The following is a 26,928-nucleotide window of genomic DNA, read 5'->3' as shown; positions in this document are numbered from 1 at the left end:
CAGGGCGTCAACCGTTAATTTCAATAAAGTGGAATATCGGGGGAAAAGACCGCGTCAGGGCTGCAAGGTGCTCGCCGAAAGCCTTGCAGCGCCTATGAGACCGAGCGCCGCCCGCGCGGCGCATCGCGGCACAAGGCCGCTACATCTGTTTCGGGCCAATTATGCCTGTGAAAGTATCGGCGCCTGCCTTGGTGCATGCCTCGAGTCGTGCGCAGCGACAGTGGTGACCACGCTGAAACCGCGTCGGGCCAACAAGGCGGACCAGGTAATGGCCCAGGAGCGATTGGCCCGAAACAAATGTGGGAGCGGGCTCGCCCCGCGATGCGCCGCGCGGGCGGCGCTCGATCTCATAGGCGCCAGAGAATCTTCGGCGAACACTTCTGAGACACACAGCAATCCCACGGCGAACACCTCGCACACACAACCCAATCCCAAGACAGGCACCTCCCACATCTGTTTTGGGCCAGTCTGTCCTGTAATAAGGTTATCGCTGTACGCCTTGTTGGCCCGACGCGGTTTCGGCGTGGGCACCACTGGTTATCCTGCCGAACGCACCCCCACTGCGCTGCGGGAATGGCCGCGCGTGGTGACGATACCCAGGAACGAGATCACGATCGCCAGGCTCAGGGTGGCGGTTACCTCGGCGCGGTGCTCCTCGGTGAACATCATCACGGCCAGGGCGCCACTGATGAACAGGATCACCGCCCAGGTCAGCCAGGGGAACAGCCACATGCGGAACTTGAGGTTGGCGTTCTCGCGCTCCAGCCGCCCACGCATGCGCAGTTGCGAAATGGCGATCACCAGGTACACCAGCAGCGCGATGGCGCCGGAGCTGGCGAGCAGGAACTCGAACACGCCCTTGGGCGCGAAGTAGTTGAGGATGGCGATGGCCGCGCCGATCAGGGTGCTGCCGAACACCGCGGCGCGAGGGACACCCACCTTGGAGGTGTTCTTCAGCAAGGCCGGCGCATCACCCCGCTTGGCCAGCGAGTACATCATCCGCGAGGCAATATAGATAGAAGAGTTCATGCAGCTGGTTACCGCGATCAGCACCACGAAGTCGACCATCAGCGCCGCGTTGGGGATGTTCATGATTTCCAGCGCGCGCTGGTAGGAACCCACCACCGCCAGCTGCGGGTCATTCCACGGCACCACCGAGATGATCACGAAGATCGACAATATATAGAAGGTGCTGATGCGCCAGATCACCGAACGGGTGGCCTTGGCGATATTGCGCGCCGGGTCGCTGGACTCGGAGGCGGCAATGGTCACCGCCTCGGTGCCGATGAAGCTGAACATTACGGTGATGAAGGCGCCGACCACCGCGGACCAGCCCTTGGGCGCGAAGCCGCCGTGCTCATCCACCAGCGTGCTCAGCCCACTGACCTCGCGTTCCGGCAACCAGCCCGCCAGCGCGGCGAAGCCCAGGCCGATGAAACCGAGAATGGCGGTGACCTTGAGAATGGCGAACCAGAACTCGAACTCACCGTACTTGGCCACGCTGAACAGGTTGGTGCAGGCCAGTAGCAGCACCGAGGCCAGGGCGAAGATCCAGCTGTCCACCTGGGGGAACCAGGCGTTGAGCACATGCCCGGCAGCCAGCGCCTCGATGGGGATCACCAGCACCCAGAACCACCAGTACAGCCAGCCGATGGTGTAGCCGGCCCAGCGGCCGATGGCCTGGTCGGCGTAGGTGGAAAACGAGCCGGTGTCGGGGTGGGCCACGGCCATTTCGCCGAGCATGCGCATGACCAGCACCACCAGGGTGCCGGCCACGAAATAAGAGAGAATGGTCGCCGGGCCGGCCGCCGCGATGGCGTGCCCGGAGCCGACGAAGAGCCCCGCGCCGATGATGCCGGCGATGGACAGCATCGTTACGTGACGTGGCTTGAAACCTTGAGCAAGGTTGCCATCAGTTCCCACGGTGTTCATTGGTCTTGTTCTCTTTTTGCTGACACAAGGAAGGGACGGGCAGGCGCGGGCGAAACGGTCTCCTCGGCTAAGGGCGGAGTACGTTGCGCACGCTCTGTTACGGCCTTCTCAAGCGCCCGGGCAACGCACCGTGGGGATGCGGGCTTCACTTTAAGCCGGGCGCGGCGCCAGCAAAATGCTCGAAAACGTCAGACAACTGTTCGATCACGACACCGCGTGCCCATGCACGTCAGTCAAGCCCCTGGGCATGCCTGTTTGCGTCATTCGCGGTCGCGTAGATAGTCCCAGTAGAAGTTCACCACCGCGAACACCACGATCACCGTGACGATCATCAGGCCGATCTGCAGGTTGCTCATGGGGCCTCCCGTTGAGTCATCTGTAGGAGCGGGCTTGTCCCGCGATTGCGATCATGGGGGACGACATCGTTGTGCGGCCCGGCGCTGTCGCGGGACAAGCCCGCTCCTACAGTGCTGCGATGTCTGCCCGAACGGGCCAGGCGCTTGAGCGCCAGCACCATGAGCACGCCCAGCAGCATCATCGCCAGCACCAGCACGGCATAGGCCAGCCACCATGGCACGCCCGTGGTCATCATGCTGAACTCGGACATGCCGCCAATGCTGGCGATCAGGTTCAGCGGCAGGAACACCACGTTGATCAGGGTGAGCTTGCGCAGGGTCTCGTTCATCGCGTTGTTGGCCAGGTTGCCGCGGGCATCCATCAAGCCGGCGAACACCGTCGAGTAGATCTCGGCCTGCTTGTGGCACTGGTTGTTCTCGATCACCAGGTCGTCGATCAGCGCCAGCACCTCGGGGTTGAAATGGCGTTTCTCGCCATGGGCTCGAAGGCGCGAGAGCACCGCGCCATTGCTGTGGATGGCGTTGATGTAGTGGATCAGGCTCTCGCTGAGGTTGAACATCTGCATCAGGTGGTGGTTCTCCAGCGACTGCTCGAAACGTTGCTGCAGTTCGCGGGCGACCATCTTGATCACCTTCAGGTGCCCCAGGTAGTGGTGCAGGTTGTCGAGCAGGATGGCCAACAACACATCCATCGGATCGTGCAGTGCATGGCGCTGTCCGAGGCCGTCGAGCAGGGACGCGTCCGGGGCGATCAACACCAGGTGGCCGTCGACCATCAGCATGCCGAAGGAAGACACCTGGAAGGCGAAACTGTCTCCCCCGGTGTAGCTCTCCGGGCGCTTCCAGATCAGGAACAGGCCATCGCGGTGCAGTTCGATGCGCGACACCTCGTCCGGGTCGAGTGCCGAAGCCAGGGCATGGGCATCCAGGTGGAACCACGCCTGCAACAGTTCACGCTCGGCACTGTCCGGTTCGACGAACAGCAGCACCTCGCAATCGAGCCCCTCGCGCTTGCGCAACTGACCATGGGCCAGGCTGTAGCTTTCGATCATGCCAGCACCTCGTTACCAGGCTTGCCCCCGGCGCTTCTGCTCCAGGCGGCGGATGAATTCCTCCAGCACCAGGGTGTAGAGGTCGTCGTGCAGGTAGGCGTCTTCGATGCCGGCATCGAGGTTGGGGTTGTCGTTGACCTCGATCACCACCACCCGATCACCGACCTGCTTGAGGTCGACGCCGTACAGGCCATCGCCGATCAGGTTGGCGGCCTTCACCGCCAGCTCCACCACCGCACGCGGCGCCTCGTGCACGGCCAGGGTGCGGCACTCGCCGTTGACCTCGTCGCGCTGGGCCTGGTGGTTGAAGATCTGCCAGTGGCCCTTGGACATGAAGTACTGGCAGGCGAAGATCGGCTTGCGGTTGAGCACGCCGATACGCCAGTCGTATTCGGTGTAGAGGTATTCCTGGGCCAGCAGCAGCACCGAGTGCTCGAACAGTTCGGCAGTGGCGGCCTGGAGTTCGGCGGGGTCCTTGACCTTGATCACGCCCCGGGAGAAACAGCCGTCGGGAATCTTCAGCACCAACGGAAAGCCCAGCCGCTCGCCGATGCCTTCCAGCGCCTGGGGGTTGTCGCGGTAGAGGATCTCGCTGGCCGGCATGGCCAGGCGATGGCTGCGCAGCAGGTCGGTCAGGTAGACCTTGTTGGTGCAGCGCAGGATCGAAGCCGGGTCGTCCATCACCACCAGCCCTTCGCTCTCGGCCTTCTTGGCGAAGCGATAGGTGTGGTTGTCGACGCTGGTGGTCTCGCGGATCAACAGCGCGTCGTATTCGGCCAGGCGGGCGTAGTCCTTCTTGCCGATCAGCTCGACGTCGACCCCCAGTTGGCGACCGGCACGAATGAAGTGCTCCAGCGCCTTGGGGTTGGATGGCGGCAACGCCTCATCGGGGTCGTGGAGGATCGCCAGGTCGTAACGCGCCACCCGCCGCGAGCGAGGCTGGCGCCAGATCCGGCGGCTGAAGCCATCGAGGGCGTTGGCGAAGGGGTCCTGCTGGTCTTCACGCAACTTGTGCAGCGCGCCGGCCTTGACCCCGGCGATATGCCAGGCGCTGGTCTTGCGGAACTCCACCAGCAGGATCGGGCACGGGAAACTTTCGAACAGCTGGCGGGCGATGTCCTGCAGCGGTTCCAGATCGGTACGGCCGAAATACAGGGTCAGGGTGAAACCTTCGGTTTCGCCGTAGGGGTGATTGGCCAGGGCACTCTCGAGGCTGCGCGCCATGTCGTCGAGGGCCAATCCGTATAACGACTTGCGGGTCAACTCACTGATACTTCTGACCGAGGGAATGACTTTATGCCCGCGCGCCTCGGCCAATAACGAACAATAATAACCGTGACCTAGATATTTATAATTACGACATAGATTTATGACCTGGACACGCTTGCCGTTATCGGCCTCGCGTGGCTCTTCCAGGTACTCCTGGGCCGTCACGACATCCTCGCTGGGCAGGTAAGAAGCCCAGTCTTCACGCCGCTCCACGATGATCACCAGCTGACTTGACTTGTTATCCAGGGTCAGTGGATAAATAACACCAGTTGTACTTGAGTGTGAACTTTCCCCGGGCCAGCCAGGTAAGGGTTCCTGAAACGAAGACATGTTTGAAGCCCTGTGTTGGGTAGACACGGTTTCTATTAAGCACGAAGTTTTTCGAATGTCCCGTTTCATTACGCAACTTTTACGGCGGCCCTATGCACATCGAATTTCGCCTGGCAACTGTTGACGACCTGCCGGCCCTGCTGGCACTGGAGAACCAGTGCTTCGCCCTCGACCGGCTGACCCCGCGCAGCTTTCGCTGGATGCTGTCCCACGCCAATGCCAGCCTGCTGGTGGCGCAACGCGACGGCCAGCTGATGGGCTATGCATTGCTGCTGTTCCACCGCGGCACCTCGCTGGCCCGCCTGTATTCCATCGCCATTGCCGAGCAGGCCCGTGGCCATGGCCTTGGCGCCCGCCTGCTGGAACAGGCCGAACGCTGCGCCCTGGAGCACGAGCGCGCCTACCTGCGGCTTGAGGTACGCACCGACAATCCCAAGGCCATTGCCCTGTACGAACGCCACGGCTACCGGCGCTTCGCCCAGGTCGACGACTACTACGAGGACCACACCAGCGCCCTGCGCTACGAGAAGCGCATCCTCCAGCACCCGACGGGCGAGACGCGACCGGTCCCCTACTACGCCCAGACCACCGACTTCACCTGCGGCCCGGCCTGCCTGCTGATGGCCATGGCCGCGCTGCAACCGCAACGAACGCCAAGCCGTCGCGAGGAACTGCGCCTGTGGCGCGAGGCGACCACTGTGTTCATGACCTCCGGTCACGGCGGCTGCAGCCCTCATGGGCTGGCGCTGGCCGCCCGGCGTCGGGGCTTTCGCGTAAGGCTGCTGCTCAATACCGAGGGGCCGCTGTTTCTCGATGGCGTGCGCCAGCCCGGCAAGAAGGAGGTCATGCGCCTGGTCCATGAGGACTTCTGCGCCGAGCTGCAGGAAAGCGACGTGGTCATCGCGCGGCAGGCGCCGAATCTGCCCCGGGTGCTGGCCGAAGGCGGCCTGGCGCTGGTGCTGATCAGCAACTACCGGCTGACCGGCAGCAAGGCGCCGCACTGGGTGCTGGTCACCGCCTGCGACGACGACTTCGTCTACCTGCACGACCCCGACACCGACCACGCTCGCCACCGGCAGGCCCTGGACTGCCAGCACCTGCCGGTCAGCCACCAGGAGTTCCAGCGCATGAGCCTGTTCGGCGGGCGCAAGTTGCGGGCGGCGGTGGTGGTGTATGCAGGGAGTGAAACTGCGGCGTAAACAGAGACCGCCGGCTGACTGCGGTGCGGGCGGCCATCTTCTACGTCTGCCCTCACCGCGTTAGCACAAACCCTTACAACTTTTCATCCACGCTGCGGTTAACGTTCACCCTCACTTCACGGACCGGTATGGACGCCATGGCACTCCTCCTCGACGACCCCGCACTCGCGCAGGTCGAGCACTACCGCGACGACTCGCACCTGCGCGCCGAACTCAACGCCCTCACCCGCCAGACCTATGGCTTCGACTTCGAAGCCTGGTACCAGGCCGGCTTCTGGCAAGCCGACAACCAGCCGTGCTCACTGGTTCGCGACGGGAAGATGCTGGCTAACGCCTCGGCCAACCTGCTCGATTTCACCCTGGATGGCCAGCACCTGCGCTGCGTCCAGATCGGTACGGTAATGACCGCGCCGCAGGCACAGGGCCGTGGCTATAGCCGATACTTGATGGAGGTGCTGGTGGAGCGCTGGGCAGGTAACTGCGACCTGCTGTACCTGTTCGCCAACAGCACCGTACTCGATCTCTATCCCAGGTTCGGTTTTCGCCGAGTGGTCGAACACGAGTACTACCAGCCCTGGTCGACGCAACCACGGGCCACAACCTTCCACCCGGTGAACCTGGATGATGGCGAACAACGTCAACGTTTCATCGATGCGGTGGAAAAGAGTTGTCCACAGGCGCGATTGAGCCTGGTGCCGAATGTGCCGCTGACGATGTTCTATTGCGATGGGCCATACCGGGAGGCCTTGTTCCATTCCCCACAGCATGACGCGTATGTGGTGATGGAACAGGATGGCGAGCGGATGGTGCTGGTGGACGTGTTCTGCGAACGCGAACTGGCGCTGGCCGATGTGCTGGCTGAACTGGTCACGGCAACCACGCGGGAGGTGGTGCTGGGGTTCGCGCCGCTGAACTGCGAAGGCTTCGCGACACGGGTTGTGGATAACGATGATGCGTTGTTCGTCTGGGGAGCGGCACCTACCCGTGTCGATGGGCAGGTGCTGATGTTTCCATTGCTCTCGCATACCTGAATCGCGGGGCAAGCCTGCTCCCATGTCACCAGGTCAGGCAGATCTTGCCAAAATGCTTGTTGCTCTCCTGGTACTTGAAGGCCTCGACCATCTGCTCCAGCTCGAAGTGCTTGTCCACCACCGGCCGCAGGCCATTGGCGTCGATGGCGCGGACCATCGCCTGCTGCTGGGCGCGACTGCCCACCAGCACGCCCTGCAGACGGATCTGCCGTACCAGCGCCTGCACCAGCGGCAGCTGTCCGGCCACGCCAGTGAGGATGCCGATCAGCGACACATGCCCGCCGATACGCGCGGCGATCATCGACTGCTCCAGCGTGGCCGGGCCACCAACCTCGATCACATGGTCCACGCCGCGTCCGCCGGTCAGCGCACGAACCTTTTCGCCCCAGGCGGGCGTGGTCTTGTAGTTGATCAGGTGATCCGCGCCGAGCGCCTTGAGACGCTCCAGCTTGGCATCGCTGGACGAGGTGGCGATCACCGTGGCGCCGGCCAGCTTGGCGAATTGCAGGGCGAAGATCGAAACGCCACCGGTGCCCTGCACCAATACGCTGTCGCCGGGCTTGAGGTGGTCATCGCTCATCAGGGCGCGCCAGGCAGTGACGCCGGCGGTGGTAAGGGTCGCCGACTCGGCATGGCTGTAGCCCTTGGGCGCGAGGGTGAAGGAGCTGGCCCGGGCAGTCACCTGTTCACGGGCATAGCCGTCGATGCCGTCACCCGGCACGCTGGCAAAGCCCTCGACCTGAGCCTGGCCATCGAGCCAGTCGGGGAAAAAGGTGCTGACCACCGCATCACCAACCTGGAACTCGCTGACCCCGGCGCCCACCGCAATCACTTCGCCGGCACCATCGGCCATGGGGATGCGCCGCTCGCTCGGACCCCACATGCCGCTGACCACGGCGAAATCGTGATAGTTGAGGGAGCTGGCGTGCAGGCGCACGGTGATCTCGCCGGCCTTGGGCGCGGCGGTTTCGCAGGTGCCGACCTGGACCTTGTCGTAGCCGCCGCCGGGCAGGACGTAGAGGGCCTTGGTGCTCATGGGTGGGTCTCCATCAAGGGAAAAGATGCAGTGCAGCTTAGACAGGTCTGGACGATCGCGGGGCATGCCATCGCCAAGGTGACACCATTCCCCTGTAGGAGCGGCCTTGTGCCGCGAAAGGGCTGCGCAGCGGCCCCAGCCATTTTGGCTCTGATGATCCTGGGGCTGCTTTGCAGCCCTTTCGCGGCGCAAGGCCGCTCCTACAGAGGGATTGTGCAGGGCATGAGAGGCATCAGCCGAGCAACGCCCTCAGCGCCCGGCAATCGGCCGCATGCCAGTCGGCCAGCTGCGGCCATGGGTTGTCCGGCAGGTTGACCAGCACGGTGCGGGTGCCCGCGGCCCGGCCGCAGTCGAGGTCGAAGCGGTAGTCGCCGACCATCACCATCTCACCGGGGCTCACGTCCCAGGCGCGGGCGATCTGCAGCAGCCCGTCAGGGCTGGGCTTGGGCGCCGCCTCGTCGCGCCCGAGGATGTGCTCGACCGGGAAGCAGTCGGCCAGGCCGATGGCCTCGAGGGTGACATGGGCCAGTTCGCGGGCATTGCGGGTGAGGATGGCCAGCCGGCAATCACGCCCGGCCAGTTCACGCACCAGCTCCACTGCGCCGTCAGCGGCCTTGGAGGCGATTGCCAGGTCGCGCTCGTGCTCCAGCAGCCAGGCATGCTTGGCCGCCGCTTCCGCCGCCGGCAAGGCGGCCAGGTGGGTGAGGATGTCGTGGTCGGACGGGATGTCGAGCGCCTCGCGGATGGCCGCGAAGTCATGCACGGCGACCGTCAGGGTGCCATCCATGTCGAACACCCAGTGGCGAATATCCCCGAGGCTCATGCCCAGTCCTTGCGATGGCGGATCAGGCCTTCCTGGGTGGACGAGGCCACCAGTTGCCCGGCGCGGTTGAAGATGCTGCCACGGCAGAAACCGCGGGCGTTGCCGGCCCAGGGGCTGTCGGTGGCGTATAGCAGCCACTCATCGGCGCGCAGGTCACGGTGGAACCACAGCGAATGGTCGAGACTGGCGATCTGCATGTCCTTGCGCCACACCGACTTGCCATGGGGCAGCAAGGAAGTGGTCAGCAGGCCGAAGTCCGAGGCGTAGGCCAGCAGGTACTTGTGCAGCGCCGGGATGTCCGGGAGGTTGCCGTCGGCGCGGAACCAGGCGTACTTGATTGGTTCGCCCGGCTTGGGGTCGAACGGATCACGCTCGGTGATCGGGCGGATCTCGATGGGCTTGGCGCACAGCACCTTCTCGCGGATACGCTCGGGCAGCTTGTCGGCCATGGCACTGGCCAGCTCGACTTCACTGGGCAGGTTTTCCGGGCCGACCACGTCCGGCATCTGCGCCTGGTGCTCGAAACCGTCCTCGTCGTACTGGAACGATGCGCTGCAGGTGAAGATCGGCTGGCCCTTCTGGATCGCCGTGACCCGCCGGGTGCTGAAGCTGCCGCCGTCGCGCACGCGGTCCACCGAATAGACCACCGGCATGCTGGCATCGCCCGGGCGCAGGAAGTAACCGTGCAGCGAATGCACGTGGCGGGCGTCCTCGACCGTCTGGCTGGCCGCCGACAGCGACTGGCCGAGCACCTGGCCACCGTACAGCTGGCGGAAGCCCAGGTCCTGGCTGCGTCCGCGGAACAGGTTCTCCTCGATCGACTCGAGGCTCAGCAAGTCGACCAGATCGTCGAGTACGTGGCTCATGGGGTTCTCCTGGCAAGGCAATACGGCGCGGTTATACCGGCGAATGATACAGGGTTTTGCCGTTCGTCCCGTCGTACGAATGGCGACCTATTCAGCCGCGCAGGTTCTGTTGCCAGCGGTCGCGGTCGATGCGGTACAGCACATGGGGGCGTAGCGGATCGCCGACGGGCAGCCGCGGGTGCTCGAAGCTGCCCGCCAGGTCCTGGACCATGCCGATGGCCTGCATCACCTTCTGCGATGGCAGGTTGGCCTCGGTGGTGAACGACACCACCTCGTCCAGGTGCAACTGGGCGAAGGCACAACGCAGGCAGGCCCAGGCCGCCTCGCTGGCGAAGCCCAGCCCCCAGTGGCGGCGGGCCAGGCGCCAGCCGATCTCCACCGCCGGGCCGAACGGGGCGGCGAAGTTGACGTTGAGCAGGCCGGTCATGCCGATGAAGGCGCCGCTGTCCTTGCGCTCCAGGGCCCAGAGGCCGAAGCCGTACTCGTTGAAATGACCACGGATCCGGCCGATCAGCGCCGCCGCCTCGACCCGGGTCATCGGCGCGGGGAAATAGCGCATAACCTGCGGGTCGGCGCACAGGGCGGCGAACTCGCGCAGGTCGTCGTCCTGCCATTGGCGCAACACCAGGCGCGGGCTTTCCAGTTCGAGAATGGGGGTCATCGGCACGGCTCCGAAATCACGGTCTGGCAGTGTACAGCGTAGGCCGCGCGCATCAGCCAGCCGATGCTTTTTTCACATCGGCTTCACCGCCCCCCGACAGGCCGCTTCGCACAATGCCGCCACTATCGCGGCCTTCGTCGACGCCGCACTGCCATCGGAGTGACGCATGCACCCCAGCAACACCCTGCACAACCCGGCCCTGCTGGCCCCCCGCAAACGCCGCCGCTCGCGCACCGTGGTCGGCGCCGTCATCGGCCTGCTCCTGACACTGGCCGGGGCCAGCACCTGGCTAGCGACGAGGACGCACATCGTGAACCTTGGCAATGAGCAACAGTTGAGCGACAGCGGCCTGCTGCAGGACTGGAAGGAAGGCGCGGTGATCGTGATGATTCGCCATGCCGAACGCTGCGACAGTGCCCCGGGGCCGTGCCTGGACGATCCAACCGGCATCACCCTGTCCGGCAGCCAGGCGGCGCAACGGGTAGGCCAGGGCTTGCAGCAACTGGGGCTGGCCGGCGCCGACCTGCTCAGCAGCCCGAAGCTGCGCACCCGCCAGACCGCGCACTTCATCCTCGGCCAGGCCGTGACCAGCGAAGACTGGCTGGAGCGCTGCGACCGCCCGTTCCCGGCCGAGGCCATGGCCCGCAAGCGGCCCGGGCACAACCTGGTGCTGGTGACCCACAACGGTTGCATCGATCACTTCGCGCGCCAGCAGCATGTGCCGGGCGGTGAACGCGAGAGCGGTTATGCCAGCGCGCTGTTCGTGTCGGTGGATGGCAACGGCAAGGCGCGGATTCTTGGGCGGATGAACGAGCCGGACTGGCAAAGGGTGCTGGCGTCGGCCGACAAGTGATCGGCTACCAGCAATTCGCCATCCCCTGTGGGAGCGGGTTTACCCGCGAAGCAGCCAGCGCGGTCTCTGGCACCCGCTATGCGGGTGATCGCGGGTGAACCCGCTCCCACAGAAGCCAGCAAAGCTGGCAAGATCGGTGCTCGCCCCCACCGCACCGACACCATGCCCCTGCCGCTGATCTACCACGACGACTACAGCCCCGAGTTCCCGCCGGACCATCGCTTCCCGATGGACAAGTTCCGCTTGTTGCGCGATCACCTGGTGGACAGTGGCCTGACCACCGACGCCGCCCTGCTGCGCCCGGAGATCTGTCCCAACGACATCCTCGCCCTGGCCCATGACCGCGACTACATCGAGCGCTATATGAACGGCGAACTGTCCCGCGAGGACCAGCGCCGCCTCGGCCTGCCCTGGAGCGAGGCCCTGGCCCGGCGCACCGTGCGCGCCGTGGGTGGCTCGCTGTTGACCGCCGAGCAGGCGCTGCAACATGGCATCGCCTGCCACCTGGCCGGCGGCACCCATCACGCCCACTACGACCACCCGGCCGGCTTCTGCATCTTCAACGACCTGGCGGTGATCAGCCGTTACCTGCTGGAGGCCGGCCGTGTGCACCGGGTGCTGATCTTCGACTGCGACGTGCACCAGGGTGATGGCACCGCGCGCATGCTCCAGGACACGCCGGAGGCGATCACCGTGTCGCTGCACTGCGAGCAGAACTTCCCGGCGCGCAAGGCCCAGAGCGACTGGGACATCCCCCTGCCCCGCGGCATGCACGACAGCGCCTACCTCAAGGTGGTCGAAGATGCGCTGAACTACCTGCTGCCGCTGTACCAGCCCGACCTGGTGCTGTACGACGCCGGCGTCGATGTGCACAAGGACGACGCCCTGGGTTACCTGCAACTGACCGACGCAGGCCTGGCCGCCCGCGACGAGCATGTGTTGCGCCAGTGCCTGGGCCGCGACATCCCGGTGATGGGCGTGATCGGCGGCGGCTACAGCAAGGACCGCGAAGCCCTGGCCCGGCGCCACGGCATCCTCCACCACAGCGCAGCGCGGGTGCTCGGTTGTTCACAATGACTGTGGAACCGCTTGTGGATAACCTGCGGGAAAGCCGCTCCAGCCCTTTAACTGCCTGAGCTGCAAAGAATTGATCGTTTTTTGAGCAGTGTCGTGACAGGCCCCGCTGAGGTAGAATGCGCGGTCTTTTCCACAGCCTGTCGCCCGCCATGAACGATCCCCGCCCCGCCTCCCGCCCCCTAGTCGCCGTGATCGGCGGCGGCCCCGCCGGCCTGATGGCCGCCGAGACCCTGGCCCGGCGCGGGATGGCGGTAGAAGTGTTCGACGCCATGCCCTCGGTGGGCCGCAAGTTTCTGCTGGCCGGCGTCGGCGGCATGAACATCACCCATTCCGAGCCCTACCCCGCCTTCGTCGGCCGTTACGGCGCACGCCAGGGCGAGATCGACACGCTGCTGCGCGACTTCGATGGCGAGGCCCTGCGCCAGTGGATTCACGGCCTGGGCATCGAAACCTTCGTCGGTACCTCGGGCCGCGTGTTCCCTCGCGACATGAAGGCCGCGCCGCTGCTGCGCGCCTGGCTCAAGCGCCTGCGCGAGTCCGGCGTGGTTATCCACACCCGGCACCGCTGGTTGGGCTGGACAGCCGAAGGTGCCCTGCGGATCAGTTATCCACAAGGCGAGCTGCAGGTACGGGCCGACGCCGTGGTGCTGGCCCTGGGTGGCGGCAGCTGGGCACGCCTGGGCTCGGACGGTGCCTGGGTGCCGCTGCTGGCCGAACGCGGTGTGGATATCTCTGCGCTGCGGGCGAGCAACTGCGGTTTCGAGGTCGAGGGCTGGAGTGATCTGCTCAAGGACAAGTTCGCCGGCGCCCCGCTGAAGAACATCGCCCTTGCCATGCCCGGCGCCGCGTCGCGCAAGGGCGAATTCATCCTCACCGCCCAAGGGGTGGAGGGCAGCCTGGTGTATGCCTGGTCGGCGGCGCTGCGGGAGGCGATCGACTGCGACGGACGGGCGACGCTGCTGCTCGACCTGCTGCCGGACCGGCCTGTGGACAAGATTGCCCAGGCCCTGGCCAAGCCCAGGGGATCGCGCTCGATGGCCAAGCACCTGCACGGCCAGCTCGGGATCGACGGGGTGAAGGCGGCCTTGTTGCGCGAGTTGACCGACCAGGCGACCTTTGCCGACCCCGAGCGCCTGGCGGCGGCGATCAAGGCATTGCCGATCACGCTGGTGCGGACCCGGCCGCTGGACGAGGCGATCAGCAGTGCTGGTGGCGTAAGGTTCGAAGGATTGGATGAGGGGCTGATGGCGCGCAACCTGCCCGGGGTGTTCTGCGCGGGGGAGATGCTGGATTGGGAGGCGCCGACTGGGGGGTACCTGCTGACGGCGTGTTTTGCCAGTGGTTTGCGGGCAGGAAATGCTGCGGCGGATTGGTTAATGCGTCAGGTCAGGTAGATTGCCGGGGCTGCTACGCAGCCCTTTCGCGGCACAAGGCCGCTCCTACAGGGTGATGCGCGGTCCTCTGTAGGAGCGGCCTTGCCGAGGCGTCGGACCGGCCGGAAAGGGCGGCAAAGCGGCCCCCAAAATCTCAAGGCTTACGCTTGCCCGGTTTGCCACCAAAGCTCGGCACCTTGCGCACCGCCTTGACCGCCGGCGCCGAAGCCCCCGCCTCCTCGCTGTCCATCCAGCGCCCCAGACCACGCTTGGCACTGTTCTCTTTCGGTTTCTTGGGCTTCTTCGGCTTTTTCAGCACCTGGCCACTGGCATCGGTCACCGGCACCCGGTGCTCGGGGATGAAGTCCGGCTCCTCATGGCGCGGCAGCACCTGGCGGATCAGCGTCTCGATCGACGCCAGCAGTTGCACCTCGTCGGCGCACACCAGCGAGATCGCCTCACCCTTGTTGCCCGCGCGGCCGGTCCGACCGATACGGTGCACATAGTCCTCGGCGACGATCGGCAGGTCGAGGTTGACCACCAGCGGCAGGTCGTCGATATCCAGGCCGCGGGCAGCCACATCGGTGGCCACCAGCACCTGGACTTCACGCGCCTTGAAGGTGTCCAGGGCGCGCTGGCGGGTGGCCTGCGGGCGGTCGCCGTGGATACCGTCGGCGTTCACGCCCTCGGCCAGCAGACGCTCGACCAGTTGGTCCACGCCATTGCGGGTCTTGGCGAACACCAGCACCTGCTTCCAGCGCTGCTTGCGCAGCAGGTGGCAGAACAGGTCGGCCTTGCGCTTCTTGTCCACCGGTACCAGCCATTGCTTGACCGTGTTGGCAGCGGCATTTCGCGGGCTGACTTCGATGCTCAGCGGGTCGTTCAGCGCCAGGCCCGCGAGCATACGGATCTGGTCGGAGAAGGTCGCGGAGAACAGCAGCGTCTGGCGCTTGCGCGGCAACGCCGCATACACCGCCTGCAGCTCTTCGGCAAAGCCCAGGTCGAGCATGCGGTCGGCTTCGTCGAGCACCAGGGTCTGCACCTGGCCGAACTTGATGGCGTTCTGGCGGAACAGGTCGAGCAGACGGCCCGGGGTGGCCACCAGCAGGTCGACGCCACGGCGCAGACGCATCATCTGCGGGTTGATGCTGACGCCGCCGTACACCGCGTAGGTGGACAGCGGCAGGTTCTCGGCATACTCACGCACATTGGCGTGGACCTGCTCGGCCAGTTCGCGGGTCGGCACCAGCACCAGCGCGCGCACCGAGTTGCTGGCGACCTTCTCCCCTTCCAGCGCCAGGCGTTGCAGTACCGGCAGGGCGAAGCCGGCGGTCTTGCCGGTGCCGGTCTGGGCGGCGGCCATCAGGTCGCGGCCGGCGAGCACGGCGGGGATGGCCTTGGCCTGGACCGGGGTGGGCGTGGTGTAGTCCAGCGTCTGCAGGGTGCGCAGCAGCGGTTCGATCAGGCCGAGTTGGGCGAAATTCATGGCAATACCGTCAGGGGTTCAGCGAAGGCGGCAAGTTTACCCCAGCACCACGGTGGCCCAAAGAACAAAGGGCCCGCTCCCACACGGATCGCGCCAGATTCTAGAAATTGAGCAAGACAGTTGCTCCCACAGGGTCAGAAGTCCGCTACCTTATTTGCACACCCCTTCTTTGAGCGGCACTGGCGACTCCGGCGCCTTGCGCCACTGCGGCAGGCCGATCAGCACCACCGCGCCGATGATCACCGCCATGGCCACGCACTCCTCGGCGCCGATCTGCTCGCCGGCGAAGACGATCCCCAGCAACACCGCCACCGCCGGGTTGACGTAGGCATAGCTGGTGGCCGCCGCCGGGCGCACGTGCTTGAGCAGGTACATGTAGGAACTGAATGCCAGGATCGAGCCGAAGAACACCAGGTAGGCCAACGCGCCCCAACCGGCGGCGGTGGGCATCTGGGTCAGGCGCTCGCCGCTGACGGCACTGCCGATCAGCAACGCGGCGCCGCCCACCAGCATTTCTGCGGCACTGGCCATCGCGCCCTGGGGCAGCGGCAGGCTCTTGCTCCACACCGAACCGAAGGCCCAGGCTGCCGCGGCGAACAGGATCAGCGCCGCGCCCATGGGGCTGGCCTGCAGGTTCGAGCCCATGTTGAGCATGCCGATGCCGACCAGCCCGAGAGCGATCCCCGCCCACTCCAGGCGCGAGTTGCGATGGCCGAAGAACAGGCCGAACACCAAGGTGAACAGCGGCACCGTGGCCACCGCCAACGCCGCCACGCCCGAGGCGACCCCGGCATGCTCGGCCAGGGTCACCCCGCCGTTGCCGCAACTAAGCAACAGGAAACCGATCGCCCCGGCCGCGCGCCACTGGGGCCAGGTCGGCGCCGGCACACCACGCCAGCGCAGGAAGCCATAGAGCAGGCTGCCGGCAATCACGAAACGCACCCCGGCCATCAGCATCGGCGGCCAGGACTCCACGCCGATGCGGATAAACAGGTAGGTCGAGCCCCAGACCAGGTACAGGGCAAGAAAGGCGCCAACAAGCAACAACGGGAAGCGACGGGAGGAGGACATGGCAAGGGCTCGAAATCCGTTTACGGGTGGATTAGTTTAGAAAGGCCCAGGCGCAAACTTAAGTTATAAAACACGTTTAAAACACCAAAACACTTTGTAATGGATGGTTGTTCGGCCACCTTGCCGTCGATTGCAAAGCCAACAGGAATCACCATGGACAAGTATGACCGCATGCTCCTCGCCGCCCTGCTGGAAAATGGCCGGGCCACCTACGCGCAGCTGGCGCGCCAGGTCAATCTGTCGGCCCCGGCGGTGGCCGAACGGGTGGCCAAGCTGGAAGCCAGCGGGGTAATCAGCGGCTACACGGCCAAGGTCGATCTGGAGAAGATCGGCCTGCCGATCCAGTGCGTGATGGAACTGCGCCTGGCCAGCCATGGCAACCAGCAGGCCTACGAGGCCCTGGAGAAAATCCCCGAACTCACCGAATGCCACCGGGTGACCGGCGACCCGTGCGTGATCATGCAGGCGGCCGTCACGTCGATGGGCGAGTTGGAGGCGCTGATCAACCGCGTATCGCAGCTGGGCTTCACCAAGACCTCGATCATCCTGTCGAGCGCAGTGGCGCGACGGGTGCCGCTGGGGCACCTGGAGGGCAACGGCAAAAAGAGCTGAAACAGCAGCGCGGAAGCGGCGGTTCGCCGTTGCGACTTGGCCCGCGATAGAGCCGGCATTGCGATCGCGCGGCAAGCCCGCTCCCACGCACGGCTCCCACGCACCACTCCAGCCCGGAACCTGTGTACAGGTCAGTGGCGCAACAGTAACTTGCCTTCGATGGGCACATAACGGCTGGCCGCGCGGATCAGTGCCAGGGCTGTCAACCCGGGTACACCGTAGACCACCGTTTCGACGCCATGGCGTTGCATAGCACGCTCCAGCAACAGGTCGAAATCACCGTCGCCCGAGGCCAGCACCACCTGGTCGACCCGCGCCGCCGCCTCGATGACATCGAGGGTAATGCCCACGTCCCAATCGCCCTTGGCGGAACCATCGGCGCGCTGGATGAAGGGTTTGAGGCGCACCTCGAACCCGAGGTTGCGCAGGATCTGCTGGAATTGCTGCTGCTTGCTGTCGCCACGGTCGATGGCATAGGCCACCGCCTCGACGATCTGCCCTTCGCGGCTGACCTCGGCCCACAGCGCGGCGTAGTTGAAATGGCAGCCATGGCCTTGGCGAACCGTGTAGTAGAGGTTCTGCACATCGGCGAACAGGGCGATTTTCTTCAAGCGTGGACACCTCGTGTCTGCGGGGCTGCCTGGCAACCCCGCACCATGATTCAACCCTTGGCCGATCGGTCGATCGAGAAGCCAGCCCAGTCCTGGCTCACCGGCATCAGCTCCAGGCTGTTGATGTTGATATGCGCCGGCTGGTTGAGGATCCAGAAGATGGTCTCGGCGATATCCTGGGGCTGGATCGGATCGGCACCGGCGTAGGTCGCATCATACTTCGCCTGGTCCCCACCGAAACGCACCAGCGAGAATTCGCTCTCGCACAGCCCCGGCTCGATATTGCTCACCCGCACGCCGGTCCCTCGCAGGTCGCAGCGCAGGCTCAGCGAGAACTGGCCGACGAAGGCCTTGGTGCCGCCATACACGTTCGCGCCCGGGTACGGGTAGTTGCCCGCCACCGAACCGACGTTGAGGATCGACGCGCCGCGGCCATGGGCAATCAACCGAGGCAACAGCAAGCGAGTGGTGTACATCAGCCCCTTGATGTTGGTGTCGACCATGGTTTCCCAGTCGTCCAGGCTGCAGTTCTGCGCGGCGTCGACACCCAACGCCAGGCCGGCGTTGTTGACCAGGCCCTGGAGCTTGTCGAAGGTCGGCGGCAGGCTGGCGATGGCTGCCTCCATCGCCTTGCGGTCACGCACGTCGACCACCAGGCTGTGCACCTCGGTCTTGGCCGACAGTTCCTGGCACAACGCATCCAGGCGCTCCTTGCGCCGACCAGTGAGCACCAGCTTCCAGCCGGCGTCGGCGAAACGGCGGGCGGTGGCCTCGCCAAAACCGGACGTCGCGCCAGTGATGAATACGGTGGATGTCATGCTCTTCTCCTCAGCGTGGGATTGTCGTCGACTGGCCTCGCAGCATGCCCGGCGCAGGGCCCGACCACAACCGTCATCGCCACTGGTCAAAAAACGTACTAACCCCGCTGATGCCCGTGATAGAAGGGCTGCGCCGGGCTATGCGCATCTTATCCACAAGGCTTTCCCCACGGATTGGGGGCAACTCGTCGGGTCAAGGGAACCTCTGTAGGTTGTGGACATCGCTGCATGATGGCGCAACGCTTTCAACCATGCTGCCTGTGGCGGTCTGTCCAAGGTTTTTTCACAGAGTTATCCACAGAAAATAACGTACTCTGGGCAAACCGATCTGCTGCGCAAAACCCATGCAAAATCATGCACAAGCAGCACTTGATCAAAAAACGATCAAATACTTGGAGGCGCTGGTTTATCTGGGCTGGAGCGAGGTGCCACCATGTTTTCCACAGGCGGTTCCACACAATCCGTGGAAAGTTTTCCACTTGTGGAAACAAGGGTTTGCAGTGGGGTTGTGGAGTGTTTCAAGAAAGATATGCGACAAGTTGTCCACATGCGGTGAAAGCATCGCCAAGCGCTGCGATCCCCTGTAGGAGCGGCCTTGTGCCGCGAAAGGGCCGCGAAGCGGCCCCGGCGATTTCACATGATGCTGAGATCTTGGGGCCGCTTCGCGGCCCTTTCGCGGCACAAGGCCGCTCCTACAAAGAGCGTGCTAAATCCTCAGTGCCCGCCCAGATAGGCGTTACGCACCTCCTCGTTGACCAACAGTTCCTGGCCCGTCCCGGTCATGCGAATCTGCCCGTTGACCATCACATAGGCTCGATCAGACAGCTTCAGCGCGTGGTTGGCGTTCTGCTCCACGAGGAAGATGGTCATGCCGGTCTGCGCCAACTCGCGCAAGGTGGAGAAGATCTGCTTGACCACGATCGGCGCCAGCCCCAGCGAGGGCTCGTCGAGCAGCAACAGCTTGGGTCGGCTCATCAGCGCGCGGGCGATGGCGAGCATCTGCTGCTCGCCGCCGGACATGGTCATGGCGCGCTGGTTGCGCCGCTCCTTGAGCCTCGGGAACAGCTCGAACATGCGCTGCATGTCCTCACCGGCATGTTTGTCGCCAATCGGAATGGTGCCCATCATCAGGTTCTCCTCGACGGTCATGTCGGGGAACACCCGGCGCCCTTCCGGAGACTGGGCGATGCCGTTGGAGGCAATGTAGTGCGACGACTTGCGGGTGATGTCGGTGCCGCGATAGACGATCTGCCCGGAGGCCGCCCGCGGCTGGCCGAAGATCGACATCAGCAACGTCGACTTGCCCGCGCCGTTGGCGCCGATCAGGCTCACCGTCTCGCCTTCGTTGATGTGCATCGAGACTTTCTTCAGGGCCTGGATCGGCCCGTAGAACACATCCAGGTCCTTCAACTCGAGAATGGGCGCGCTCATATCAGCTCCTCTTCGTCTGCGCCCAGGTAGGCGGCGATCACCGTCGGGTTGTGGCGGATGTCCTGCGGCGTGCCCTCGGCGATCACGTTGCCGTGGTCGAGCACGACAATATGATCGGAGATGCTCATGACCATGCCCATGTCGTGCTCGATCAGCACCACGGTGATGTCGTGCTCGTCACGCAGCACGCGGATCATGCGGCTGAGGGCCTCGGTCTCCTGCGGGTTGAGGCCGGCGGCCGGCTCGTCCAGGCAGATGATCTTCGGCCGCGTGCACATGGCCCGGGCGATTTCCAGACGGCGCTGCTGGCCGTACGACAGCTCGCCAGCCAGGCGGTTGGCGCAATCGACCAGGTCGACCACCTCCAGCCAATAGAACGCATGGTCCAGCGCGTCGCTCTCGGCCTTGCGGTAACCCGGGGTGTTGAGCACGCCGGCCAGCAGGTTGCGGTTGACCCACATGTGCTGGGCCACCAGCAGGTTCTCCACCACCGACATTTCCTTGAACAGGCGAATGTTCTGGAAGGTGCGCGCAAGACCTGCGCGGTTGACCAGGTGGGTCCCGCCGAACATCTTGTAGTACAGGCGGTTGGCGAAGCGCGCCGGCGAGACGAAGTCCGCCGCCTGGAAGCGCTCGCCGAGCAGCTGGATGACGTTGGTGTGGCTGCCTCGCACGTTCAGCTCGATACGCCCGCCGCTGGCCTTGTAGAAGCCGGTGAGGCAGTTGAACACAGTGGTCTTGCCGGCGCCGTTGGGACCGATCAGGGCGAAGATCTGGTTACGCTTGACCTTCAGGCTGACATCGCTGAGCGCCTTGATCCCGCCGAACTGCATCATCAGGTTGTCGACCGACAGAATGATTTCGTCGCTCATGGCGCCACTCCTTTACGCGGGACCACACCGGTGCGGCTGATGCGGATCAGCCCCCGCGGTCGCCAGATCATCATCAGCACCATCAACACGCCGAACAGCAGCACCCGGTACTCGGAGAAGCTGCGCAGCAGCTCCGGGGCCACGGTCAGCACGAACGCCGCGATCACCACGCCCACGGTCGAGCCCATGCCGCCAAGCACGACGATGGCCAGGATCAGCGCCGACTCGAAGAAGGTGAACGACGACGGGTTGACGAAGCCCTGGTAGGTGGCGAAGAACACCCCGGCCAGGCCGGCGGTGGAAGCGCCCAGGGTGAACGCCGAGAGCTTGACCAGTACATGGTTCAGGCCCATGGAGCGGCAGGCGATCTCGTCCTCGCGCAGGGCCTCCCAGGCGCGCCCGACCGGCATGCGGGTCAACCGGTGCTTGATGTACAGCACCGCCAGTACCACCAGGAACAGCACGGCATAGATGAACACGAACTTAAGGTTAGGGTTGTAATCGAAGCCGAAGAACTCATGGATCGGCACTCCGCCGTCCTTCGCCCGACGGCCGAACTCCAGCCCCAGGAAGGTCGGCGACGGCGCCGGCATGCCGTTCGGGCCGCCGGTGAACGACAGCCAGTTGTTCAGCACCAGCCGAATGATCTCGCCGAAGCCCAGGGTGACGATGGCCAGGTAGTCGCCGTGCATCCGCAACACCGGGAAGCCAAGGATGCACCCGGCCAGCGCCGCAGCGATCGCCGCCAGTGGCAGCACGCTCCAGAAGCCCAGGCCCAGGTACTGGTAGCCGAGGGCCAGGCCGTAGGCGCCGATGGCGTAGAACGCCACGTAACCCAGGTCGAGCAGGCCCGCCAGGCCCACCACGATGTTCAGGCCAAGGCCCAGCAGCACGTAGATCAGGCCGAGGATGACCACGGTCAGCAGGTACTTGTTGGCGAACACCGGGAACACGATGGCGATGACGATCAGCGCCGGGATGATGTAGCGCAGCCGCGACTTGTAGTCCGGCGCCAGTACATGCACGCCCGAACCACCGCTGTCGAAGCCCTGGAGCATGCGCTGGCCGGTCGGTGTCTGCAGGAACACACTGAGGATGAAACGCCCGATCATCACACCGCCGACCAGCCAGGCCACGCGGGCCGGCTCGGCGTTGAAGCTGTAGCCGTCGAGCACCACGCCGACGACCGGACCGAAGACGATGAGCGCCAGCAGGCCGGCGACGATCGTCTCCAGCAGGCTGCGTTTGAGGTCGAAACCCTTGGATTGGGCAACAGAGGCAGAATTGGCAGCGGACATGTTCACACCTTAGCCACGAGCGGGCGACCCAGCAGGCCTTGGGGACGGAAGATGAGGATCATCACCAGCAGCGAGAAGCTGAACACGTCCTTGTAGTCGGAGTTGATCAGGCCGGAGAACAACGATTCGGAGATCCCCAGGATGATGCCACCGAGCATCGCCCCCGGCAGCGAGCCGATGCCGCCGAGCACCGCGGCGGTGAACGCCTTGATGCCGATGATGAAGCCGGCGTAGAAGTCGAAGGTGCCGTAGTTCATGGTGATCAGCACACCGGCCAGCGCGGCCATCACCGCACCGATGACGAACACGTAGGAGATCACCCGGTCGGTGTTGATGCCCAGGATCGAGGCCATCTTGCGATCCTGCTGCGTGGCCCGGCACATGCGCCCGAGCTTGGTGTACTTGATGACATAGGTGAGCAGCGCCATGCCGACGAAGGCGGCCACCAGGATGAAGATCTTGGTGTAGGTCAGTTGCACGAAGCCTGTACCCACCTCGACGCGCATGGCGCCTTCGAGCAGGGTCGGCACGCCTTGCTGGCGGGCGCCCTGGCTGATCTGCGCGTAGTTCTGCAGGATCAGCGAGATGCCGATGGCGCTGATCAGCGGGGCCAGGCGGGTGGAGTTGCGCAGGGGTTTGTAGGCGATGCGTTCGATGGTGAAGCCATAGACGCCGGTGACGACGATGGTGAACAACAGGGTGCCCAGCATCAGCAGCGGAAACGACTCGATACCGAAGTAGGCCAGCAATGCCAGGCTGATCGCCGCGAGGTACGCGGAGATCATGTACACCTCGCCGTGCGCGAAGTTGATCATGCCGATGATGCCATAGACCATTGTGTAGCCGATGGCGATCAGGCCGTAGACCGACCCGAGGGTCAGGCCGTTGACCAGTTGCTGCAGGAAAATACCATCCATAACGCAATCTCACCTGATTGAGATTGCACGAGCGCCGACCACGCAGGATCCGGATGCAACGGCCCTCGCAGCGCAGAACTGTGCAGATCTACTGACAATGACAGGTACCGCGGGGCTACGGCCCGGTGCGAAACGCACGCGGGCCGTTGGCCATTTTTATTTTTGTTTTTCCAGCTGGTGGTACTTGCCGTTGGCATCCCACTGGTAGACCACGTAGTCGGAGACGGTCAGGTCGCCCTTGCTGTCCCACTTCTTCTCGCCCATGACGGTCTTGACCGGGTTGGCCTTCAGCCACTTGGCGGCGTCCTCGCCCTTGTTCGACTTGGCGCCGTTGAAGGCGGCGGCCAGGGCCTGAACCGAAGCGTAGGCGTACAGGGTGTAGCCCTCTGGCTCGGTGCCGTTCTTGCGGAACTCCTCGACCACGGTCTTGCTGTCGGGCAGCAGGCGCGGGTCGGCGCCGAAGGTCATGTACACACCGTTGGTGTACTGGGCGCCGCCGGCGGTGGCCACCAGTTCGTCGGTGACGATGCCGTCGTCGGACATGAACGCCACATCCTTCAGGCCCTGCTCGCGCAACTGGCGTACCAGCGGGCCGGCCTCGGGGTGCAGGCCGCCGAAGTAGACGACATCGGCACCGGCGGCGCGGATCTTGGTGACCACGGCGCTGAAGTCCTTCTCGCCACGGGTCAGGCCTTCGTACAGCACCGGCGTGACGCCGCGCTTGATCAACTGCGCCTTGGTCGCGTCGGCCAGGCCCTGGCCGTAGGTGTCCTTGTCGTGCAGCACGACGACCTTCTTGCCCTTGAGCACATCGACGATGTAGTTGCCGGCGACGATGCCCTGCTGGTCGTCACGGCCGCACATGCGGAACATCGCGGACAGGCCGCGTTCAGTGACCTGCGGGTTGGTCGAGCCTGGGGTGATGGCGATCACGCCGGCCTCGTCGTAGACCTCGGAAGCGGGGATGGTGTTGGAGGAGCAGAAGTGACCGACCACGCCCGCCACCTTGTCCTGGTCGACCAGGCGGTTGGCCACGGCCACGGCCTGCTTCGGCTCGCAGGCGTCATCGCCCTTGACCAGGACGATCTTCTCGCCGTTCACGCCACCGGCCTTGTTGATCACATCGGCCGCTGCCTGCGCACCTTTCATGTACTGCTCGCCAAACGCTGCGTTGGCCCCGGTCATGGGACCCGCGACGCCGATCTTGATGTCGGCCTGAACATACGAAGAAACACCCAGTGCCGTGGCTACGGCCAGTGCCAGGAAACCTTTCTTGTAAAACGTCTGCGACATGAGGTGGTGCTCCTAGAATATTTTTTTTGGTTGGCACTACAACTTCTCAGCCCTGTGCTCCGAGCAAGGGCCGTGCCAGTGGTTTTGTCTTCCGGGAAAACACACGACAGGGGGTGAACAGTGGCGACCGGCGGCCTTTTCTTTATTGAGCGTGCAACCGTCTATTGCGGAGCGAGCGCTACCGACATGCCTAGACAAGGAGCAACCTTCGAGCGCCATCATTGCAACCCTTGCGAGTGTTAACGTGCAACCGACCTGTAACAGCGGACGTCACCGAACTGCACACCACTGGTGCGTGACTGCTACAGGCGGCACCGTTAGAAGGCTAGTCGGTGCACGGAAAAACACCTGCTTTGACTGAGCTGGCCTCTTCGCGGGTAAACCCGCTCCCACATGGACCGCGCGACGCCTGAGCCTCACATGGAGGAGTCAGCTTCCACAAAAGACAGTTGCTGTCACAGGATGGCACTCTACCTGTGGGAGCGGGTTTACCCGCGAAGAGGCCGGTACAGGCGCAATATCACCCCAAAGGCTGGCACAATAGCCGCCATTGCCCGCCTTGGAGCTTCCCCCTGATGAGCGAGAGCGCATTCGCCGAGCGCATCGTGCACAACCTGCTCGACACCGACTTCTACAAACTGACGATGATGCAGGCCGTCCTGCACAACTACCCGGACGCCGACGTCGAATGGGAATTCCGCTGCCGCAATGGCGAAGACCTGCGGCCCTACCTGGGCGAGATCCGCAACCAGCTCGAACTGCTCAGCGAGCTGACCCTGGACGATGACCAACTGGCCTTCCTCGAGCGCATCAGCTTCCTCAAGCCGGACTTCCTGCGCTTCCTGCGCCTGTTCCGCTTCAACCTGCGCTATGTGCGCATCGGTATCGAAAACGATCAGCTGTTCCTGCGCCTGCGCGGCCCCTGGCTGCATGTGATCCTCTTCGAGGTGCCGTTGCTGGCCATCATCAGCGAGGTGCGCAACCGCCACCTGCACCCGCGCATGCGCCTGGCCGAAGCCCGCGACCAGCTGCACCGCAAGTTCGACTGGCTGCGCGCCCACGCCAGCGACGACGAACTGGCCCACCTGCAGGTGGCCGACTTCGGCACCCGCCGGCGTTTCTCCAGCCGTGTGCAGGAGGAAGTGGTGCGGGTGCTGCGCGATGAGTTCCCGGGCCGCTTCGTCGGCACCAGCAACGTCGACCTGGCATGGAAACTGGATATCAAGCCCCTGGGCACCATGGCCCACGAGTGGATCATGGCCCACCAGCAGCTCGGCCCGCGGCTGATCGACAGCCAGATCGCCGCGCTGGACTGCTGGGTCCGCGAATACCGTGGATTGCTCGGCATCGCCCTGACCGACTGCATCACCATGGATGCCTTCCTCCAGGACTTCGACCTGTACTTCGCCAAGCTGTTCGACGGCCTGCGCCACGACTCGGGCGAGCCGGTGGCCTGGGCCGAGAAGGCCATCGCCCACTACCAGAAACTGGGGATCGACCCGATGACCAAGACCCTGGTGTTCTCCGACGGCCTGAACCTGACCCGCTCGCTGGAGATCTTCCGCGCCCTGCGCGGGCGCATCAATGTCAGCTTCGGTATCGGCACCAACCTGACCTGCGACATCCCCGGCGTGGCGCCAATGAACATCGTGCTTAAAATGACCGACTGCAACGGCTCGCCAGTGGCGAAGATCTCCGACGAAGCCGCCAAGACCCAGTGCCGCGACGAGAACTTCGTCACTTACCTGCGTCACGTATTCAAAGTCCCCAGCAAGGAGTAACCCATGCAAGCCGTTCAGCAAGAGATTGCCCGGGCGCTCAAGGTGCAGCCGCCGTTCGCAGACGCCGCCGCCCTCGAGCGGGAAGTCGCCCGGCGCGTGGCCTTCATCAAGGACTGCCTGGCCAATGCCCGGCTCAAGACCCTGGTACTGGGCATCAGCGGCGGCGTCGACTCGCTGACCGCCGCCCTGCTCGCCCAGCGCGCCATCAACGAGCTGCGCAGCGAGACCGGCGACCAGGCCTACACCTTCATCGCCGTGCGCCTGCCGTACCAGGTGCAGCACGACGAGCACGACGCCCAGGCTTGCCTGGACGTGATCAAGGCCAACGAGGTGCACACCATCGACATCGCCCCGGCGGTGAAAGCCCTGGCGGCGGAAGTTCAGGAGCTGAAGAACGGCTCGCCGACCCTGGTGGACTTCGTTGTCGGCAACGTCAAGGCGCGTACCCGCATGGTCGCCCAGTACACCGTCGCCGGTGCCCGCGCGGGTTTGGTGATCGGCACCGATCACGCCGCCGAGGCGGTGATGGGATTCTTTACCAAGTTCGGTGACGGGGCGTGCGACCTGGCGCCGCTGAGCGGGCTGGTGAAGAACCAGGTGCGGGCCATCGCCCGCAGCTTCGGCGCGCCAGAGTCGCTGGTGGAGAAAGTGCCGACCGCGGACCTGGAAGACCTCGAACCGGGCAAGCCGGACGAGGCGTCACACGGCGTGACCTACCAGCAGATCGATGCGTTCCTGCATGGGCAGCCGGTCGACCAGGCAGCGTTCGACATCATCGTCGCCACCTACCGCAAGACCCAGCACAAGCGCGAGCTGCCGTTCGCGCCGTGAGGCCTGGCGGGGCCGCTTTGCGGCCCATCGCGGCACAAGGCCGCTCCTA

At 64.6% G+C, this 26,928-nt stretch carries 24 protein-coding genes; 8 read left to right on the top strand and 16 right to left on the bottom strand.

All coding sequences use genetic code 11. From position 1 onward, the window contains the following. Positions 1–537 precede the first annotated feature (537 nt). The 3 genes from gabP to POF53_RS06660 all read right to left on the bottom strand — a co-directional run bounded on the left by gabP (position 538) and on the right by POF53_RS06660 (position 4,822). A complete protein-coding gene (gene gabP, locus POF53_RS06670) occupies positions 538–1,932 on the bottom strand; it encodes a GABA permease (RefSeq protein ID WP_234563014.1) in 1,395 nt (464 codons plus the stop codon). Positions 1,933–2,284: 352 nt separating this feature from the next. Continuing rightward, positions 2,285–3,340: a magnesium transporter CorA family protein gene (locus POF53_RS06665; RefSeq protein ID WP_475859775.1), complete on the bottom strand. Its 1,056-nt coding sequence runs from the start codon at positions 3,338–3,340 to the stop codon at positions 2,285–2,287. Between the two features lie 12 nt (positions 3,341–3,352). After that, positions 3,353–4,822 carry a RimK family ATP-grasp domain-containing protein gene (locus POF53_RS06660; protein ID WP_498966914.1) on the bottom strand — a complete coding sequence of 490 codons (1,470 nt, stop codon included), beginning with the start codon at positions 4,820–4,822 and terminating at the stop codon, positions 3,353–3,355. A 209-nt stretch (positions 4,823–5,031) separates the two neighbouring features. On the opposite strand from POF53_RS06660, the gene POF53_RS06655 reads away from it, so the two are divergent. Beyond that, positions 5,032–6,138, top strand: a complete 1,107-nt coding sequence (locus POF53_RS06655) for a peptidase C39 family protein (protein WP_498966912.1) — start codon at positions 5,032–5,034, stop codon at positions 6,136–6,138. Between the two features lie 137 nt (positions 6,139–6,275). After that, positions 6,276–7,169 (top strand): GNAT family N-acetyltransferase, encoded by an 894-nt coding sequence (locus POF53_RS06650; RefSeq protein WP_498966910.1) that lies wholly within the window; start codon positions 6,276–6,278, stop codon positions 7,167–7,169. Between the two features lie 25 nt (positions 7,170–7,194). Here POF53_RS06650 and POF53_RS06645 read toward each other — a convergent pair whose 3' ends face one another. The 4 genes from POF53_RS06645 to POF53_RS06630 form a co-directional block, all read right to left on the bottom strand. Continuing rightward, positions 7,195–8,205 (bottom strand): zinc-dependent alcohol dehydrogenase family protein, encoded by a 1,011-nt coding sequence (locus POF53_RS06645; protein ID WP_203650232.1) that lies wholly within the window; start codon positions 8,203–8,205, stop codon positions 7,195–7,197. 232 nt (positions 8,206–8,437) lie between these two features. Continuing rightward, positions 8,438–9,028 (bottom strand): HAD family hydrolase, encoded by a 591-nt coding sequence (locus POF53_RS06640; protein ID WP_232856625.1) that lies wholly within the window; start codon positions 9,026–9,028, stop codon positions 8,438–8,440. Further along, positions 9,025–9,894, bottom strand: a complete 870-nt coding sequence (tesB, locus tag POF53_RS06635; RefSeq protein WP_050707021.1) for an acyl-CoA thioesterase II — start codon at positions 9,892–9,894, stop codon at positions 9,025–9,027. The genes POF53_RS06640 and tesB overlap by 4 nt, the downstream gene beginning before the upstream one ends. 91 nt (positions 9,895–9,985) lie before the next feature. Further along, positions 9,986–10,555, bottom strand: a complete 570-nt coding sequence (locus tag POF53_RS06630; RefSeq protein WP_234563008.1) for a GNAT family N-acetyltransferase — start codon at positions 10,553–10,555, stop codon at positions 9,986–9,988. Positions 10,556–10,721: 166 nt separating this feature from the next. Between POF53_RS06630 and pmrG the strand changes: the two genes are divergently transcribed. From pmrG to POF53_RS06615, 3 genes are all read left to right on the top strand, one after another. Next, on the top strand, positions 10,722–11,408 hold the full coding sequence (gene pmrG / locus POF53_RS06625) for a lipopolysaccharide core heptose(II)-phosphate phosphatase PmrG (RefSeq protein WP_234563007.1): 687 nt from the start codon (positions 10,722–10,724) through the stop codon (positions 11,406–11,408). Positions 11,409–11,570: 162 nt separating this feature from the next. Then, positions 11,571–12,485, top strand: a complete 915-nt coding sequence (locus tag POF53_RS06620) for a histone deacetylase family protein (protein WP_232856628.1) — start codon at positions 11,571–11,573, stop codon at positions 12,483–12,485. A 149-nt stretch (positions 12,486–12,634) separates the two neighbouring features. Further along, a complete protein-coding gene (locus POF53_RS06615; protein ID WP_498966907.1) occupies positions 12,635–13,879 on the top strand; it encodes a TIGR03862 family flavoprotein in 1,245 nt (414 codons plus the stop codon). A gap of 133 nt (positions 13,880–14,012) precedes the next feature. Here POF53_RS06615 and rhlE1 read toward each other — a convergent pair whose 3' ends face one another. Together rhlE1 and yedA are read right to left on the bottom strand one after the other, a co-directional pair. Continuing rightward, the gene (gene rhlE1 / locus POF53_RS06610) at positions 14,013–15,344 is read right to left on the bottom strand and encodes an RNA helicase RhlE1 (RefSeq protein ID WP_498966905.1); all 1,332 of its coding nucleotides are present in this window, start codon (positions 15,342–15,344) and stop codon (positions 14,013–14,015) included. Positions 15,345–15,494: 150 nt separating this feature from the next. Next, positions 15,495–16,415 carry a drug/metabolite exporter YedA gene (yedA, locus tag POF53_RS06605; protein WP_232856630.1) on the bottom strand — a complete coding sequence of 307 codons (921 nt, stop codon included), beginning with the start codon at positions 16,413–16,415 and terminating at the stop codon, positions 15,495–15,497. A 153-nt stretch (positions 16,416–16,568) separates the two neighbouring features. On the opposite strand from yedA, the gene POF53_RS06600 reads away from it, so the two are divergent. Further along, positions 16,569–17,027, top strand: coding sequence for an Lrp/AsnC family transcriptional regulator (locus POF53_RS06600; RefSeq protein ID WP_110737865.1), 459 nt, complete (start codon positions 16,569–16,571; stop codon positions 17,025–17,027). A gap of 131 nt (positions 17,028–17,158) precedes the next feature. On the opposite strand, the gene POF53_RS06595 is transcribed toward POF53_RS06600, so the two are convergent. From POF53_RS06595 to POF53_RS06565, 7 genes are all read right to left on the bottom strand, one after another. Next, positions 17,159–17,638 carry an NYN domain-containing protein gene (locus tag POF53_RS06595; RefSeq protein ID WP_186734492.1) on the bottom strand — a complete coding sequence of 160 codons (480 nt, stop codon included), beginning with the start codon at positions 17,636–17,638 and terminating at the stop codon, positions 17,159–17,161. Between the two features lie 50 nt (positions 17,639–17,688). Continuing rightward, positions 17,689–18,456, bottom strand: coding sequence for an SDR family oxidoreductase (locus POF53_RS06590; protein WP_203650211.1), 768 nt, complete (start codon positions 18,454–18,456; stop codon positions 17,689–17,691). Between the two features lie 714 nt (positions 18,457–19,170). Further along, a complete protein-coding gene (locus POF53_RS06585) occupies positions 19,171–19,875 on the bottom strand; it encodes an ABC transporter ATP-binding protein (protein ID WP_498966920.1) in 705 nt (234 codons plus the stop codon). 8 nt (positions 19,876–19,883) lie between these two features. Further along, positions 19,884–20,759 (bottom strand): ATP-binding cassette domain-containing protein, encoded by an 876-nt coding sequence (locus POF53_RS06580; RefSeq protein ID WP_050707124.1) that lies wholly within the window; start codon positions 20,757–20,759, stop codon positions 19,884–19,886. Continuing rightward, positions 20,756–22,057, bottom strand: a complete 1,302-nt coding sequence (gene livM / locus POF53_RS06575; protein WP_203650209.1) for a high-affinity branched-chain amino acid ABC transporter permease LivM — start codon at positions 22,055–22,057, stop codon at positions 20,756–20,758. The genes POF53_RS06580 and livM overlap by 4 nt, the downstream gene beginning before the upstream one ends. Before the next feature lie 2 nt (positions 22,058–22,059). Continuing rightward, complete coding sequence (locus tag POF53_RS06570) at positions 22,060–22,974, bottom strand: ABC transporter permease subunit (RefSeq protein WP_102683954.1); 915 nt, start codon at positions 22,972–22,974, stop codon at positions 22,060–22,062. A 156-nt stretch (positions 22,975–23,130) separates the two neighbouring features. Beyond that, positions 23,131–24,267: a branched-chain amino acid ABC transporter substrate-binding protein gene (locus tag POF53_RS06565; RefSeq protein WP_110734931.1), complete on the bottom strand. Its 1,137-nt coding sequence runs from the start codon at positions 24,265–24,267 to the stop codon at positions 23,131–23,133. Between the two features lie 575 nt (positions 24,268–24,842). Between POF53_RS06565 and pncB the strand changes: the two genes are divergently transcribed. Then, complete coding sequence (pncB, locus tag POF53_RS06560; RefSeq protein WP_203650205.1) at positions 24,843–26,048, top strand: nicotinate phosphoribosyltransferase; 1,206 nt, start codon at positions 24,843–24,845, stop codon at positions 26,046–26,048. 3 nt (positions 26,049–26,051) lie between these two features. After that, entirely contained in the window at positions 26,052–26,879 is an 828-nt protein-coding gene (nadE, locus tag POF53_RS06555; protein WP_232856632.1) for an NAD(+) synthase, read from the top strand. Positions 26,880–26,928 lie beyond the last annotated feature (49 nt).

The sequence above is a fragment of the Mitsuaria sp. RG genome, assembly GCF_028369275.1.
In the GTDB taxonomy this organism is placed as follows: domain Bacteria; phylum Pseudomonadota; class Gammaproteobacteria; order Pseudomonadales; family Pseudomonadaceae; genus Aquipseudomonas; species Aquipseudomonas peradeniyensis.
The sequence above is the reverse complement of the archived record's forward strand: the minus strand, read 5'-3'. Positions and strand labels throughout refer to the sequence as shown.

Bases quoted from the DNA above. Each gene is read 5' to 3' on its own strand.
- yedA (WP_232856630.1), bottom strand. From the start codon at position 16,415: ATGTCCTCCTCCCGTCGCTTCCCGTTGTTGCTTGTTGGCGCCTTTCTT.
- gabP (WP_234563014.1), bottom strand. From the start codon at position 1,932: ATGAACACCGTGGGAACTGATGGCAACCTTGCTCAAGGTTTCAAGCCA.
- POF53_RS06565 (WP_110734931.1), bottom strand. From the start codon at position 24,267: ATGTCGCAGACGTTTTACAAGAAAGGTTTCCTGGCACTGGCCGTAGCC.
- POF53_RS06640 (WP_232856625.1), bottom strand. From the start codon at position 9,028: ATGAGCCTCGGGGATATTCGCCACTGGGTGTTCGACATGGATGGCACC.
- rhlE1 (WP_498966905.1), bottom strand. From the start codon at position 15,344: ATGAATTTCGCCCAACTCGGCCTGATCGAACCGCTGCTGCGCACCCTG.
- POF53_RS06570 (WP_102683954.1), bottom strand. From the start codon at position 22,974: ATGGATGGTATTTTCCTGCAGCAACTGGTCAACGGCCTGACCCTCGGG.
- pmrG (WP_234563007.1), top strand. From the start codon at position 10,722: ATGCACCCCAGCAACACCCTGCACAACCCGGCCCTGCTGGCCCCCCGC.
- POF53_RS06620 (WP_232856628.1), top strand. From the start codon at position 11,571: ATGCCCCTGCCGCTGATCTACCACGACGACTACAGCCCCGAGTTCCCG.
- POF53_RS06655 (WP_498966912.1), top strand. From the start codon at position 5,032: ATGCACATCGAATTTCGCCTGGCAACTGTTGACGACCTGCCGGCCCTG.
- livM (WP_203650209.1), bottom strand. From the start codon at position 22,057: ATGTCCGCTGCCAATTCTGCCTCTGTTGCCCAATCCAAGGGTTTCGAC.
- nadE (WP_232856632.1), top strand. From the start codon at position 26,052: ATGCAAGCCGTTCAGCAAGAGATTGCCCGGGCGCTCAAGGTGCAGCCG.
- POF53_RS06630 (WP_234563008.1), bottom strand. From the start codon at position 10,555: ATGACCCCCATTCTCGAACTGGAAAGCCCGCGCCTGGTGTTGCGCCAA.
- pncB (WP_203650205.1), top strand. From the start codon at position 24,843: ATGAGCGAGAGCGCATTCGCCGAGCGCATCGTGCACAACCTGCTCGAC.
- POF53_RS06645 (WP_203650232.1), bottom strand. From the start codon at position 8,205: ATGAGCACCAAGGCCCTCTACGTCCTGCCCGGCGGCGGCTACGACAAG.
- POF53_RS06590 (WP_203650211.1), bottom strand. From the start codon at position 18,456: ATGACATCCACCGTATTCATCACTGGCGCGACGTCCGGTTTTGGCGAG.
- tesB (WP_050707021.1), bottom strand. From the start codon at position 9,894: ATGAGCCACGTACTCGACGATCTGGTCGACTTGCTGAGCCTCGAGTCG.
- POF53_RS06600 (WP_110737865.1), top strand. From the start codon at position 16,569: ATGGACAAGTATGACCGCATGCTCCTCGCCGCCCTGCTGGAAAATGGC.
- POF53_RS06650 (WP_498966910.1), top strand. From the start codon at position 6,276: ATGGCACTCCTCCTCGACGACCCCGCACTCGCGCAGGTCGAGCACTAC.
- POF53_RS06665 (WP_475859775.1), bottom strand. From the start codon at position 3,340: ATGATCGAAAGCTACAGCCTGGCCCATGGTCAGTTGCGCAAGCGCGAG.
- POF53_RS06580 (WP_050707124.1), bottom strand. From the start codon at position 20,759: ATGAGCGACGAAATCATTCTGTCGGTCGACAACCTGATGATGCAGTTC.
- POF53_RS06615 (WP_498966907.1), top strand. From the start codon at position 12,635: ATGAACGATCCCCGCCCCGCCTCCCGCCCCCTAGTCGCCGTGATCGGC.